Genomic DNA, 13778 nt, shown 5'->3' on the forward strand with positions numbered 1-13778 from the left:
TTTCCTCTCCCCTCCCCCGGACCCCCTCCTCTCACCTTCCCAAGATTTTCGACTGGTGGGGAGGCCGCGCAACGGCTTTCCCCTTTTTATTTGAACAATTATTGAATGCTATAAAGCTACCGCAGTCATGCGTCTGGGATATTGTTTTGATGGTTGGCGAGCCTTAGTGCGGCCCTATGCTTCATAGAGGTACAGGCTTCCGCCCGCACACAAAAGTTTTAGGGGGACAAGGGGGAAGGGAGCCCTTTTTCAAAAGGCCCCTTCCCCCTCCCAAATTCCTCCTTCCTTACTCTCAAACAAAAGGAATTGCTTATGACAACGTCACACTATCAGGCGGCCCGGGAAAACCTGTTCGGGCATGTGCCCTTTTTGCAGCGCAGGATGCCCGGCATGTTGATCCGGGATCTGGGCGGCGCGCTTCTTGTTGATTCGGGACTGGGCTCGGATACCTTCAACAAGGTGCTCTGGGAATGCGGCGGAGACGGGCGGCCTTGCCGGGTTGAGCGGGGAGCGGAGGACGGCCTGTTGCAGGCCTCTAAGGACTGGTTCGCGGGCAAACGCCCCCGGGATCTGCTGGAGCTGCCGGGAATGGCCCTTCCCCCGGCGACGGAGCGCCCGTTTACGGTGTGGGCCAGCGCCGAGGACGAAGGCGCGCTGAACCGCCAGCGTACGGCGTTCGGGCGGAACGGCTACGGGATAGGCGAGCTTGAAACGGGCATGGCTTTGCCTCTAAACCGCTGGACGCCGGAAGGACGTCCGCCGGAAGGCTTGCGGATCGTACAGGTCGGGACGTCCGCCGAACTGTCCGCCTACGCGGATGTCCTCGCCGCCAACTGGAACCCGCCGGATGAGGATGTGAAAAGGTTGTACAAAGCCGCCGAACAGGTGTTGTTTCAAGCTGTTGCGCCCATGCGTCTGTTTGTGGGCTTTGCCGGGGAGGTCCCTGTGGTCAGCGGGGAACTCTTCTTGAGTGAAAAAGGTAATACGGCGGGATTGCATATGATCAGCACTCGTGAAGCCTTTCGCAGAAGAGGCTTCGGCGGAGCCATGACGGCGGCGCTTTTGCGGGCCGGACAGGCTGCGGGAGCCTCTTTGGCGGTGCTGCAGGCTTCGAGCGAGGGGGAACCTGTATACAGGCGGCAAGGTTTTGAGCCGTGCGGTTTGTTTGTGGAATATGTTTTGAGCGAAGAAATCCTTTTTTAATAATATGTTATATTGTTTTTAGATGCCTAGGGCGTTCATTGAGCATTCAAGCAGGTAAAGAGAGGAAACATTCGTTTGTTTTTTCACGAAAGTGGGGGTGTTGGCGCCCGCTAAGGGGCGTCGGATCAGGCATTCCCCCCTTGACGGAGACTTTTTTTCACGATACCAGCTTGAGAAGCTAGGCACCTGTCTGAGAGCATATGGCATCATACTGCAATCAGACTGGTTTTGTTGTCAGGGGAAATGTTTCTTTTTCTATTTGCAAAGGACTGCCACCATGGAAAACGGTCGAAAACTGCTGCGTGGGATTGCGCTGGCGGCGATTGCCGTGATCGGTTTGGGTGGGATTGCGTTGTTTGCTTCACCGTCGCTGGCCGCCCAAACCCGCCCCGACGTGATCCGCATCGATGCCATAGGCCAGCTCAAGAAGCTGGAAATGCCTCCCGCCGTGTTTTTGCATGACGAACACACCAAGGCTCTCGCTGCCACGGGCCAAGACTGTTCTGTCTGTCATACGCCCACCGCGAACGGGCACACCGTCAAATTCCAGCGCAAGGAAGACGGCACCGACGCCAAGAAGCTGGAAAACATCTATCATAATGGTTGCATCGGTTGCCATGAGAACATGGCTTCCAACAACCAGAAGACGGGTCCGCTCGACGGCGAATGCCGCGCCTGTCACGACACGAAGCTTCCGTTCAAGGCTGAACAGAAGCCCGTCAAGATGGGCAGCAAATCGCTCCACTATCTGCACGTCAGCTCCAAAGCTATCGTCAACCCGGCCAACTCCGAAGAAAACTGCGGCGTTTGCCACCATGTGTATGACGAAAAGCTGAACAAGCTCGTATGGAAGAAGGGACAGGAAGACGCCTGCGCCGCCTGCCACGGCGAAAAGGCCGTTGGTTCCACGCCTTCTCTCCAGACCGCCGTGCACACCAAGTGCGTGTGGTGCCATGAAAACGTGGCCCAGTCCTCTCGTGCGTATCTGACCGCTCAGGTGGAAGCCAAGAAGGCCGCCGAGCCCAAGAGCACGAAGAAGCTTTCCGCCAAGGAAGTGCAGGCCGAGGCCGCCGCCGAAGCCGCCTCCATTGAGGCCGCGATTGTGACCGGCCCCACCACCTGCGCCGGTTGCCATACCGAAGAGGCCCAGTCCAAGTTCAAGCAGGTGAATCCGGTTCCCCGCCTGATGCGTGGTCAGCCCGACGCCACCGTGTTGTTGCCCGTCAACAACGCCAAGCGCCCCGTGGGCGCTCCCGAAGCCGGCATGAAGCCCGTGGTGTTCAACCACAAGGCGCATGAGGCTTCCGTGGACAGCTGCCGCACCTGCCACCATGTCCGTATCGAGTCCTGTACCGTCTGCCACACCGTCGACGGCAACAAGGACGGCAACTTCGTGAAGCTGGCCGACGCCATGCACGCGAAGACCTCGGACAGCAGCTGCGTGGGCTGCCATCAGCAGACCGTGATGCAGAAGAAGGAATGTGCCGGTTGCCACGGGGCGGTTCCGGTCATGCCCGCCGATTCCTGTGCCACCTGCCACAAGGACGTGAAGGGCATTACCTCCGCCCAGATCGCCGACGGTTCCGCCTTCGATCTCACGAAGGAACAGCTTGCCGACATCGCAGCCAAGGATCTGGCCGCCCAGCCCGCTCCGGCGAAGCCTTTCCCGGCCGTCGAAGTGCCTGAGACCGTGACCATCGGTGCTCTGTCCAACGATTTTGAACCGAGCGTGTTCCCGCACCGCAAGATCTACGAAGCCCTTGTGAAGGGTGCCGCCGACAGCGGGCTTGCCTCCGCGTTCCATACGTCGCCGACGGCCATGTGCGCCGCGTGCCACCACAACAGCCCCATCGCGGATCTGAAGACTCCGCCGAAGTGCGCCAGCTGCCACGGGATTGAGGCTGACAAGATGGCTACGAGCGTCAACAAGCCTTCGCTCAAGGCTGCGTATCATCAACAGTGCATGGCCTGCCACGATCGGATGAAGATCGAGAAGCCTGCCGCCACCGATTGCGCGGGTTGCCATACCCCGCGCGTGAAATAGGCGGAGGAGAAGATATGAACCGTAGATCATTTCTGACTCTGATGGGTGGGCTGGGTATCGGTTCGGCTCTGGGCGGCGCGAAATCCGCGTCCGCCGCGGGCGGAACCTTCCACGGCTACCCCGACAGCAAGGGTGTGCTTCACGACACCACGCTGTGCATCGGTTGCCGCAGGTGCGAACAGGCCTGCAACAAGGTCAACGATCTCCCCAAACCGGAGAAGCCCTTCACCGATCTCAACGTGCTTAACGAAAAGCGCCGCACGTCCGCCAAAGAGTGGACCGTGGTGAACAAGTACCGTCCCGCGAGCCTCGACAAGGACGTGTTCCGCAAGAGCCAGTGCATGCACTGCGAGGAACCCGCCTGCGCCAGTGCGTGCTTCGTGAAGGCGTTTACCAAGAACCCCGACGGTTCCGTGACCTACGATCCCACCCTCTGCGTGGGCTGCCGTTACTGCATGGTCGCGTGCCCGTTCAATATCCCCGGCTACACCTACGACCGCGCCCTCAATCCGCTGGTCCAGAAGTGCACGCTGTGCCACCCCCGCCTGCAGGAAGGCAAGCTTCCCGGCTGCGTGGAAGCCTGCCCCACCGGAGCGCTGGTGTTCGGCAAGCGCAAGGATCTGGTCAAGATCGCGTGGGATCGCATCACCGCTCATCCCGAACGCTACCAGAACCATGTGTACGGCGAGCACGAAATGGGCGGCACCGCGTGGATGACCATTTCCGGCGCTGAGTTCAAGGAAGTGGGCCTCAACGAGGATCTCGGCACCAAGGCCGCCGGCGAATATACGGCTGGAGCGCTCGGAGCCGTGCCCATGGTTGTGGGCATCTGGCCTGTCCTGCTTGGCGGCGCGTACGCGATCACCAAGCGTAAAGAACAGATCGCCAAGGAAGAGCAGAACGATGCCGTAAACGCCGCCGTCGCCCGTACCGAGGAAGAAGCCGCGAAGAAGCTGCAGGCCAGCCTCGATAAGGCCGCGAAGGAAGCCGCCAAGGAAAAGGATCGCGCCGTCGCTGATGAAGTGAAGAAGGCCGTGGCCGAAGCCGAAGAGGCTCTCCGGGCGCAGCTTGAGGCCGAAAAGGCCGAAGCCGTGGCGAAGGCTGCGGAAGAGGCTGCCGCGAAGGCCGCCGAAGAAGCCGCTGCCAAGGCTGCCGCCAAGCCTTCCAAGCCTGAAAAGGGCAAGAAGGGCAAGCACGACACCAACGGCGGGGAGGCGTAAGCAATGAAACTCTGGAAGAACCTCTCGAATCGTCTTGATGCCGTGGCTGACGTCATGGCCGCCAAGCCTTGTATGCAGGGTTGCGTTGGCAAGACGCTGCTGTCCATCCCCCGCACGCCCGGCAACCTGATCACGGCTGTGATCCTTGCCATCGGGCTGTTGATCACCATCGGGCGCTTCGGATTCGGCCTCGGCGCGGTGACCAACCTGGACGACAACAACCCCTGGGGCATCTGGATCGCCTTTGACCTGCTGTGCGGCGTCGCACTGGCGGCGGGCGGCTATGTGACCTCTTCGGCCTGCTATCTCTTCGGCATGAAGCGGTATCATTCGGCCGTGCGCCCCGCCATCCTGACCGCCTTCCTCGGCTACGCCTTCGTGGTCGTCGCCCTGTTGTACGACGTGGGCCAGCCGTGGCGTCTGCCGTATCCTCTGCTTGTATCGCAGGGCACCACGTCCCTGCTGTTCGAAGTGGGCCTGTGCGTGGGCATCTACCTGACCGTGCTGTTCATCGAATGGTCCCCCGTGGGCCTCGAATGGCTCCTCGGCATGAAGGACGCCCCCTGTTGGCTCGTCCGCCTGCGTCCCCGAATGCATACCATCCGCAAGGCCGTGCTGTGCTTCACCATCCCGCTGACCATCCTCGGCGTGGTGCTGTCCACGATGCACCAGTCCTCGCTGGGCGCGCTGTTCCTCATCGCCCCGAGCAAGATGCACCCCCTGTGGTACTCGCCGTTCATGCCGGTGTTCTTCTTCATCTCCTCGATGGTGGCCGGTCTTTCGATGGTCATCTTCGAAGGCACGCTGTCCCACAAGGCACTGCACAACAAGATGGATGAAACCCACCTGCGTGAAGCCGACGGCGTTGTGTTCGGCTTCGGCCGCGCGGCTTCCTTCGTGCTGATCGGCTACTTCATCATCAAGGTGCTGGACACCACCATGGACAACGACTGGCACTATCTCGCTTCCGGTTACGGTGCGTGGTTCGCCGTCGAAATGGTCGGCTTCGTGCTCCTGCCCGCCTTCCTGTACGCCCTCGGCGTGCGCGAAAAGAACATCACGCTCATTCGTGTGGCGTCGGTGTTCGGCGTGCTCGGCATCGTCGTCAACCGCTTCAACGTGTGCCTCGTGGCCTTCAACTGGCAGCTGGACAGCGCGGATCGCTACTTCCCGAGCATCTCGGAAGTGTTCCTGTCCATCTTTATCGTAACCCTGATCGTGACGGCGTACCGCTTCGTGTGCTCGAAGATGCCGGTCCTGTACGAACACCCTGATTTCAAGGACGCCCACTAGGGCGCCGGGAGCGAAACATGGAAGATTTCCCCACGCTCTACTCGTTTATGATTTTCACCAAGGGCTGGACGTATGTCCTCATGGGCGTCGCGCTCGTGGGGTTCCTCGGATACTGGCGCTTCCTTTTTGGTCGCGACGAGCGAACCGGCAGACCCGAGTAATCCGCAAGGAGCTGTTGTATGTACGAATTCCTCACTGGTCCCATGTTGTGGGCTGCCTTTCTCATCTTCGTGATTGGCCTTGCCCGCCGTGTGGTCCTGTATATCCGGGGGTTGGATTGGCGGCTTGAACGTGTCGCCTACGGCCCCGGCCGTAAAATCGGTATGAAGGGCGCGATTTCTTCCGTCCTTCAGTGGCTGGTTCCTTTTGGGACGCACAGCTGGCGCAGGCAGCCGTATTTCACCATCGCCTTCTTCCTGTTCCATATCGGCGTGGTGATTGTGCCTCTGTTCCTTGCCGGTCACATGGTCATCATGCAGGAACGCTTCGGCTTCAGCCTGCCTTCGCTGCCCATGTGGTTCTCCGACGCCTTTACGGTGCTCGCCATCGTCGGTGCGTTTATGATGATCCTGCGCCGCGTCGCGTTGCCGGAAGTCCGCTTCCTGACGACGCTGGGCGACTGGGGTATCCTGTTGCTGGTGCTGTTTGTGCTCGTCGCCGGATTCCTCGCCCGTATGCAGGCCCCCGGTTATGAAAGCTGGCTCCTGTGGCATATCTTCGCGGCCGAGCTGGTGCTCATTCTGGCGCCGTTCACCAAGCTTTCCCACATCGTGCTGTACTTCATGTCGCGCGGTCAGCTTGGCATGGACTACGCCATCAAGCGTGGCGGCGCGTCGCGCGGCCCCGCTTTCCCCTGGTAATCCCCCGGGATTGTCAGCATATTGGAGGACAACATGCCTGAAGGCAAGTTTTGCAACAGACGGCCCATCAACACCGAGGAAGATCTGAAAGCGCTCCTCGGCGACAAGGGTGGGCAGCAGTATTATAAAGAAATGGAAATGCTGGAAGTGGACACGGTCGCTCTGTGGGAAACCCTGCAGAAGACCTGCAAGTCCCGCACCCGCACGTGGCTCGAGATTTGCGCCCACTGCGGCCTGTGCGCGAACAGCTGCTTCCTGTATACGGCGAACAACCGCGATCCCAAGCAGGTTCCGTCCTACAAGATCCAGTCCACGCTCGGCGAAATGCTTCGCCGCAAGGGGCAGGTCGACACGAAGTTCATGATCGATACGATGGAAGTGGCATGGGCGAAATGTACCTGCTGCAACCGTTGCGGTACGTACTGCCCGCACGGCATCGACATGGGCGTCATGTTCAGCTATCTGCGCGGCGTGCTGTATTCTCAGGGCTTCGTGCCGTGGGAACTCAAGATTGGTGCGGGTATGCACCGCGTATACGGCGCCCAGATGGACGTGACCACCGAAGACTGGGTGGACACCTGCGAATGGATGGCCGAGGAAAACGCGGAAGAGTGGCCGGGCCTCGAGATCCCGATCGACAAGGAAGACTGCGATGTCATGTACATCCTGAACGCCCGCGAACCCAAGCACTATCCTGAAGACGTGGCGCAGGCCGCCATCCTCTTCCATGTGGCCGGGGAAAAGTGGACCGTTCCTTCCGTGGGTTGGGAAAACACGTCCCTGTCCCTGTTTGCCGGTGACTGGGAAGCGTGCGCCAACAACGTGAAGCGTATCTACGGCGCGGTTGATCGTCTGCGCCCCAAGATGGTCGTAGGCACGGAATGCGGGCACGCGCACCGCGCCACGGTCGTGGAAGGCCCCTATTGGGCCGGACGCGAAGACGGCAAGCCGCCGGTCCCGTTCCTGCACTATGTGGAATGGCTGGCCGATGCGCTGCGCAAGGGCAAGATCAAGATCGATCCCGCCAAGCGCCTCAAGATGCCCGTGACCCTGCAGGACTCGTGCAACTACATCCGTAACCACGGCCTCGCCGAGCACACCCGCTACATCATGAGCCAGATCGCGGAAGACTTCCGCGAAATGAAGTGCAACCGCGAAGACAACTTCTGCTGCGGTGGCGGCGGCGGCTTCAACGGCATCGGCAAGTTCCGCCCGCAGCGTGACAAGGGCCTGTACATGAAGTTGCAGCAGATCCGCGAAACCGGTGCCAAGATGGTCATTTCGCCCTGCCACAACTGCTGGGACGCCATCCGCGACATGATGGAAGTGTACCATGTGCACGACATCAAGTGGAGCTTCCTCAAGCCCATCATCATCGACATGATGATCGTCCCCGATCACCTGAAACCGCAGGATGATGAATAAGGAAGGAATAGAACGCGGGGAGGAGGGAACACCTTTTCAGGATTTCTTTCCTTCCCACGTCTCCCGTATTCACAATGGCTCGTGGTCCCAACCAGGCTTGCCTGAGTAACCGGGCCAATATTACGAGTATAAAAACCGCCCTGAATCGTTGATTCGGGGCGGTTTTTTATGCCGGGAGGAGGGGAGGGCCGATATGTACAGACCGGGTTCTCTTACATCGGAGAAATCTTTTCCTCTTGGGTAAGACTGGATTGAGGTTAACCCGCTCAGGTCATTTTCGTATCAGCCGATAGAGTTGCAAGAGATTTGTAGAAGAGTCGTAATCCTGTAAGGCTCTTCTCCGTTTTTTCTCCGGTTGCTTACGCATCCATCTTCTTCAACGATCTCCTGTAAATTTTTTCAATACGCTCAGGAGTTGCCGGGACAGGGGCGACGGAGAGAAGCAGCCCGAGGGACGGCGTGGTCCGGGTCAGTTCGCACAGGCGGGGGATGTCGTTCTCGGTGAACCCCTCGTCCTCCAGCTTCTGCGGTACGCCCATGTCGGCGAGCCATGTTTCAACGCCTCTGGCGGCCTTGTGAGCCTCGTCCGGGGTTCCTTTGAGGTCAGGCGTCAGCGGTCGTAAAATCGTGCCTAGCGTGGCGGAACAGGCGGGATAGCACTCTTCGATGATGGCGGGCAGGATCATGGAAAGGCCGAGGCCGTGCGCGAGTTCTGGCTTGATGCCGCTGAGGGGATGTTCCAGTGCGTGTGTGAAGTGGAGCAATCCGTTGTCGAATGCGGTCCCTGCGATCATGGAAGCGTAAGACAGGCAGTAACGGGCCTTGAGGTCTTCGGGGTTGGCGAGCGCCTTGGGCAGGTATTCCGCCACAAGGCGGATAGTCTCTCCAGCCAGCAGGATGGACAGCGGGTTGGCTGTAACTGCTGTGGCCGCTTCGATGACGTGGTTCACAGAGTCGATGGACACATAGCGGGTTTGCTTAGGCGAGAGTTTGATCATCAAGCCCGGATCGTCGATGGAGAACAAGGGATAGAGGCAGTCATAGGCGATGGCTGGCTTGTGGTTGTGCTTCGTAATGCTGGCCACGGCGAAGCGGTTGACTTCGCTGCCCGTGCCGTGGGTCAGGTTGACGACAACAATGGGGACAGCCTTTGTCGGCGTGAACGCGAAGGTATACAGCTCTTCCGCCGTCTTGCCTGGATTGGCAAGGATAATAGCCGCGCTTTTGCCCGCATCGATGGGGCTGCCGCCGCCAATGCAGAGTACGGCCTTGGCATCGGCGGATCTGCCGAGGGCCGCCGCCTCGTCTATGGAGTCGGTTGTGGGGTTGGGAGTCACCTTGTCGTACAGGGAGATGCGTATGCCGTGCTTGGCGCAGGCTGCGGTGACGTAATCCCATGCGCCGGTAAGCTTGTAGGAATGCCCGCCGGTCACGCAAAGGATGGAGTCGATGCCTCTGGCCTTCAAATCGGCGGCGATGTCATCAATCTTGGCGATGGCTCCGACTCCAAGATAGGTCGTTGTCTTTGTGCGGATTTCCTTAACATCACGCTCATCGAATCGAGTATCCCACATGGCGATCTCCTTTATGGAAAACAGATTAGATTGAGTAATCAAACAAATTGTTCTTTTATTCACAATTAAACCCGAATACAATGCCTGTCAAGAGGGATACTGTATTCTCAGCTCGAAAATCATGAAAAAGGCAACAACCGAGAATTCGCTCATGAGGAAACTGTCATATACTCAACATGTTGGAGAGTGTATTGAGGCTGGAAAGAGGCGCTGAAAGACTCCTTTTCTGGTTAAAGGATTCCCTTCCACTCCCGATCCAGCCGATCGAGCCAGCGTCTTAGGCCCGTTACGCGCAAGAGCCACTTGATGATCATCTTTATTCCTCAATAAAACGGAACGATCGGCAAGGTGTATTGTACGGCCAGTATAGGGGGATAATTGGAGGATGCTCTTATAATTTCACTATATTAAAAACGATATGTGAATCCAAGTGATAAAACAGGGTACCAAGTGTATTTATGTACTTTGCTTTTAATATTGTCTTCCTCTGCTTGTATTCTCCCAACGTAACGCTTGGGGATGGGGACATCCGGAAGCTGGAAAGAGACACGAGCTTTCCCCATATATAAGGCCCCAAGCGAGGCGTGCCATCCTAAAGACGATTCGGATTGTTGAGTACTTTCCCAACCAAGGCCAATATAAGGTGCGAGCCTTTCCCATGTCGCCTTTCCACTCGTCTGATTGATCAGCTCTTCATAAATGGGATTGATTGCATCTACCGACGTGGAAAGTGCGGTATCCAGCTTGAAATAATAAGCGCCAGCGGATATCCGGAAAGCATTTTCAAAGGGGAAGATGTCCAACAGTAAACCCACGCTGTGGCTGGAGTCTTCAGTCTTATACTGAATGCCTTTGAGTTTTATTTTTGTATCGAATGGTTGAGTAAAAGCACTTAACCTGTAGGCTATGAAACTATTTTGTCGATAGCTGATGTCAACTCCAACCCCAAGTGTGCTCACAGAAGGTTGGATGGAAAGCGGAGATGCCGAAGCGATACATGGAAATAAAAGGATACAGCATAAGAGAAGAGAACGAATGGACATGATACACCTCACGAGAACGCCTTTCTCGCCATATAGGCATATCAAGAAATGAGTTGGCAACTATGAATTGTTTGAGCCGAGTGAGTATTTTGCGATGCCAGTGTAGATACGCGGGTATATGCTGATATTGTGTAGAGTCCATAAGAATAAGTGCGTATGATTTACGAGTGATGAAAGGCTGTTGTGCCTTAACGGGGCTGCACAGGGGGATAATTCCGTTAGGAATGAACGGAAAAGGGTAAATATGGTAGAGGGAACCTATTGCCAAGTATGGGGCGCAGGACTTTCAGAACCATGCCATCGCACAGAAAAAGGTAGTTTTCCATCTGGGTGGGTGGTGAGCCCTCTCCAAAGACAAGGTTTTAGATTGTAAAATCAATAAAAGCAGTACATAGGTGCTGAGAGGGTTGTCATTGCCCAATGTGAAACGGCTTCCAAGAGGGGAAAGGTGTGGTGAGGCATCTTTGCATCAGAGGAAACGGCAAGATTTGAAACAAGAGGTACGCGCCTATGGCGTTCTTCCTCTTTTCCCTCATGCTGAAACCGGGGCAGACTGGTACGGCGGTATGGGGAAGGGGTGAATTGTTTCCCCTCGGAGTGTTCTATGCCGCAGCGTGTAAGGGGATTGGGGAAACGGATTTATGCCTTGTGGGGAGGACGAAGGGGGAATCTGCGCTCGCCTCCTATCGCTGCGCTGAAGCAGTTTTCCCTGTTGCCGGCATGGTCCGGCGGATACCCTACACGAAAGGAGGGCTTTCTATGGTGAGGAGTCTTGCGCGTCGGCTTCCGGCCTAATATGGTGGGCGTCTGACTGGCTATGGGCCTTATGGGCGGAACATGAAACCGCTCTTGAGCGGAGAGGGAGACAGTGGGCGGCTGTGTTGGCTTGGGTCATCGTGTTGATTGGTTCGTGGACGTGGAACCGGTGGGAGGCGAAGAGGGGCCCGCTGCCCCATGATATTTCGAGGACTACCCGAGCAGACGTATGTGTTTTGGGAGCCAACGCCCTTTTTCCGGACAACGTTACCCATATTCAGAACGCCAGGCGTAATCTTGGTGCCTCGCCGTCAGCCAAAGGCGGGCGGTTCTCCCTTCAATGCCGTTTCAACTGTTCCGGTGGGCCGTCAGGCGATGCCCGGTGATGCTCGAAAAGGTGGTACTCCTATGAACGTAATCGCATCTATCCGTAATGACTTTCAGGAAAAATTTGGTATTCCCCGGCAAAGCGGCGTCGTGGAGACGGCTCTGTCTGAGATTATTTTTGAACCGGACTATCGGAGTGCGGAGGCGTTGCGGGGGTTGGAAGGTTTTTCCCATATCTGGCTGATCTGGGCGTTTTCCGCATCCGCAGGCAAAGGCTGGTCGCCCACGGTCCGGCCTCCGCGTTTAGGCGGCAATGCGCGGGTGGGCGTTTTTGCCTCGCGCTCGCCGTTCCGTCCAAATCCGCTGGGGCTGTCGGCGGTGAAGCTGGAAAATATTGTGCTTCAGTCCCCGGAAGGCCCGTTGTTACGGGTTTCTGGGGCCGACCTGCTGCACGGAACGCCGATTTTGGATATAAAACCCTACCTTCCCTACGCCGACTGTATCCCTCAGGCGACAGGCGGTTTTGCGGGAACGAAGCCGGAACCCCGGCTTGAGGTGAGTGCCGCGCGGGAAGCCCTGCAAGGACTTCCCGCAGGCAAATGGAAGACGCTGCGTGAGGTTCTGGCCCTTGATCCGCGACCATCCTATCAGGATGATCCCGAACGGATTTACGGAGTTGCCTTTGCCGGACGCAATGTCAGGTTCCGGGTGAACGGTTCGACGCTTGAAGTCCTTTCCATTGATGCGGCAGGAGAAAAATTTCGTGATGGGGAAATCCCGACGGGAAGTTGCACAACCGTAACTAAAAGCCCCCATCCATGAAGACCGGGAGCAATGGAACCGGTGGAAAGTGAAGAGGTCATGACGGTCGGGGGCGGCTGTACGGCGGGCGGTCTTGCCATGAGGAGAAGGACTGTACATTGTACCAGGCGTGGACCGGCGCTCCCTGGCGGAGATTACGATTTCAGTGGGCACTTCACTCTCCATATGGAAAAAGCAGGACAGGAGTGGAGCTGAACGGCCATGACGAAAAAGCCCTTCCGGTTGTTCACCGAAAGGGCTTGATTTCTTATGGAGCCTTTGTCCAGAATTGAACTGGAGACCTCATCCTTACCAAGGATGCGCTCTACCAACTGAGCTACAAAGGCATCTCTATGTGTCGCGCTTGTCGCTGTCGACGAAGAAGCTTTTAGCTTTATACAGCGTCGTCGTCAAGTTTTTTTTCAACATTTTTTTCGGCGGGGCAGAGCCCGCGTTCGCTGCTGCGGACAAAATCCACAAACTCCATCAGTTGAGGCAGATTCGCGTAGTCGTTCGCAAGCAGATCCAAGGCTTCGGAGCGGGGCATCTCACTGCGCCAAATGAGGCGGAAGGCCTGTTTAAAAGCGGAGATCGTCTCGCGGGAAGCCCCGGCGCGGCGCAGTCCCACAAGATTGGGGCCATGCACAAGCGCACGGCTGCCCGCTGCCAGCATCCACGGGGGAAGATCCTGCGCAACGCCCGTCATGCCGCCCACGAAAGCGTGGGTACCGACATGGCCGAACTGGTGCACTGCGGAAAGGCCGCCGATGATCGCAAAGTCGTCCACGCGTACATGCCCGCCGAGAGTGGCTCCGTTGGACATGACGATGTCATTGCCGAGCTGGCAGTCATGGGCGATGTGCGTGTAGGCCATGCACAGGTTGCGGCTGCCGATACGGGTAATGCCGCCTCCGCCTTCCGTGCCCCGGTGGAGCGTGGCGAATTCACGGATACGGTTATCGTCGCCGAGCTCCAGCCACGTCACTTCGCCCTGGAACTTGAGATCCTGCGGTTCGCCGCCGACCAGCGCGTGGGAATGGATATGGTTGCCCACGCCCATCCTCGTGTAATCTTTGATGACGGCGTGGGCGTCGATGCGGCAGCGATCCCCGATGACGACATGCTCTTCGATGATCGCATAGGGGCCTATTTCCACATCCTTGCCGATCTGCGCATTGGCGTGCACGATAGCAGTGGGGTGGACTTGTTGAGAAGCCATACTGCAACCCATA

General features: G+C 57.6%; 11 protein-coding genes and 1 tRNA gene. 8 read left to right on the forward strand and 4 right to left on the reverse strand.

The window, feature by feature from the left end; translation table 11 throughout:
- The first annotated feature begins 312 nt into the window (after nucleotides 1–312).
- The 7 genes from T370_RS0102070 (at nucleotide 313) to hmcF (ending at nucleotide 8045) form a co-directional block, all read left to right on the forward strand.
- Nucleotides 313–1203, forward strand: a complete 891-nt coding sequence (locus T370_RS0102070; protein ID WP_005028850.1) for a GNAT family N-acetyltransferase — start codon at nucleotides 313–315, stop codon at nucleotides 1201–1203.
- A 277-nt stretch (nucleotides 1204–1480) separates the two neighbouring features.
- Nucleotides 1481–3247 carry a sulfate respiration complex hexadecaheme cytochrome HmcA gene (gene hmcA / locus T370_RS0102075; protein WP_009379779.1) on the forward strand — a complete coding sequence of 589 codons (1767 nt, stop codon included), beginning with the start codon at nucleotides 1481–1483 and terminating at the stop codon, nucleotides 3245–3247.
- A gap of 14 nt (nucleotides 3248–3261) precedes the next feature.
- Nucleotides 3262–4467 carry a sulfate respiration complex iron-sulfur protein HmcB gene (hmcB, locus tag T370_RS0102080; protein WP_029434571.1) on the forward strand — a complete coding sequence of 402 codons (1206 nt, stop codon included), beginning with the start codon at nucleotides 3262–3264 and terminating at the stop codon, nucleotides 4465–4467.
- A 72-nt stretch (nucleotides 4468–4539) separates the two neighbouring features.
- Nucleotides 4540–5760, forward strand: coding sequence for a sulfate respiration complex protein HmcC (gene hmcC / locus T370_RS0102085; RefSeq protein WP_029434572.1), 1221 nt, complete (start codon nucleotides 4540–4542; stop codon nucleotides 5758–5760).
- A gap of 17 nt (nucleotides 5761–5777) precedes the next feature.
- The gene (gene hmcD, locus T370_RS0102090) at nucleotides 5778–5921 is read left to right on the forward strand and encodes a sulfate respiration complex protein HmcD (RefSeq protein ID WP_005028864.1); all 144 of its coding nucleotides are present in this window, start codon (nucleotides 5778–5780) and stop codon (nucleotides 5919–5921) included.
- Between the two features lie 18 nt (nucleotides 5922–5939).
- Nucleotides 5940–6620, forward strand: coding sequence for a sulfate respiration complex protein HmcE (gene hmcE, locus T370_RS0102095; RefSeq protein WP_005028865.1), 681 nt, complete (start codon nucleotides 5940–5942; stop codon nucleotides 6618–6620).
- Between the two features lie 33 nt (nucleotides 6621–6653).
- Nucleotides 6654–8045: a sulfate respiration complex iron-sulfur protein HmcF gene (hmcF, locus tag T370_RS0102100; RefSeq protein WP_005028866.1), complete on the forward strand. Its 1392-nt coding sequence runs from the start codon at nucleotides 6654–6656 to the stop codon at nucleotides 8043–8045.
- A 359-nt stretch (nucleotides 8046–8404) separates the two neighbouring features.
- On the opposite strand, the gene T370_RS0102105 is transcribed toward hmcF, so the two are convergent.
- The gene (locus tag T370_RS0102105; RefSeq protein WP_029434573.1) at nucleotides 8405–9619 is read right to left on the reverse strand and encodes an iron-containing alcohol dehydrogenase; all 1215 of its coding nucleotides are present in this window, start codon (nucleotides 9617–9619) and stop codon (nucleotides 8405–8407) included.
- 407 nt (nucleotides 9620–10026) lie between these two features.
- Nucleotides 10027–10662: a hypothetical protein gene (locus T370_RS24760; RefSeq protein ID WP_156034315.1), complete on the reverse strand. Its 636-nt coding sequence runs from the start codon at nucleotides 10660–10662 to the stop codon at nucleotides 10027–10029.
- Nucleotides 10663–11718: 1056 nt separating this feature from the next.
- On the opposite strand from T370_RS24760, the gene tsaA reads away from it, so the two are divergent.
- Nucleotides 11719–12567 carry a tRNA (N6-threonylcarbamoyladenosine(37)-N6)-methyltransferase TrmO gene (tsaA, locus tag T370_RS0102120; RefSeq protein ID WP_248604191.1) on the forward strand — a complete coding sequence of 283 codons (849 nt, stop codon included), beginning with the start codon at nucleotides 11719–11721 and terminating at the stop codon, nucleotides 12565–12567.
- A 250-nt stretch (nucleotides 12568–12817) separates the two neighbouring features.
- On the opposite strand, the gene T370_RS0102125 is transcribed toward tsaA, so the two are convergent.
- Nucleotides 12818–12893: transfer RNA gene (locus T370_RS0102125), tRNA-Thr, on the reverse strand.
- A gap of 47 nt (nucleotides 12894–12940) precedes the next feature.
- A complete protein-coding gene (lpxA, locus tag T370_RS0102130; protein ID WP_029434576.1) occupies nucleotides 12941–13777 on the reverse strand; it encodes an acyl-ACP--UDP-N-acetylglucosamine O-acyltransferase in 837 nt (278 codons plus the stop codon).
- Nucleotide 13778: the final 1 nt, after the last annotated feature.

This window comes from Bilophila wadsworthia ATCC 49260 (genome assembly GCF_000701705.1).
GTDB lineage: Bacteria > Desulfobacterota > Desulfovibrionia > Desulfovibrionales > Desulfovibrionaceae > Bilophila > Bilophila wadsworthia.

Excerpts from the sequence above, each read along its gene's own strand:
- hmcB (WP_029434571.1), top strand. The coding sequence starts at position 3,262 with ATGAACCGTAGATCATTTCTGACTCTGATGGGTGGGCTGGGTATCGGT.
- hmcD (WP_005028864.1), top strand. The coding sequence starts at position 5,778 with ATGGAAGATTTCCCCACGCTCTACTCGTTTATGATTTTCACCAAGGGC.
- T370_RS0102105 (WP_029434573.1), bottom strand. The coding sequence starts at position 9,619 with ATGTGGGATACTCGATTCGATGAGCGTGATGTTAAGGAAATCCGCACA.
- hmcA (WP_009379779.1), top strand. The coding sequence starts at position 1,481 with ATGGAAAACGGTCGAAAACTGCTGCGTGGGATTGCGCTGGCGGCGATT.
- T370_RS0102070 (WP_005028850.1), top strand. The coding sequence starts at position 313 with ATGACAACGTCACACTATCAGGCGGCCCGGGAAAACCTGTTCGGGCAT.
- hmcF (WP_005028866.1), top strand. The coding sequence starts at position 6,654 with ATGCCTGAAGGCAAGTTTTGCAACAGACGGCCCATCAACACCGAGGAA.
- T370_RS24760 (WP_156034315.1), bottom strand. The coding sequence starts at position 10,662 with ATGTCCATTCGTTCTCTTCTCTTATGCTGTATCCTTTTATTTCCATGT.
- hmcC (WP_029434572.1), top strand. The coding sequence starts at position 4,540 with ATGCAGGGTTGCGTTGGCAAGACGCTGCTGTCCATCCCCCGCACGCCC.
- hmcE (WP_005028865.1), top strand. The coding sequence starts at position 5,940 with ATGTACGAATTCCTCACTGGTCCCATGTTGTGGGCTGCCTTTCTCATC.
- lpxA (WP_029434576.1), bottom strand. The coding sequence starts at position 13,777 with ATGGGTTGCAGTATGGCTTCTCAACAAGTCCACCCCACTGCTATCGTG.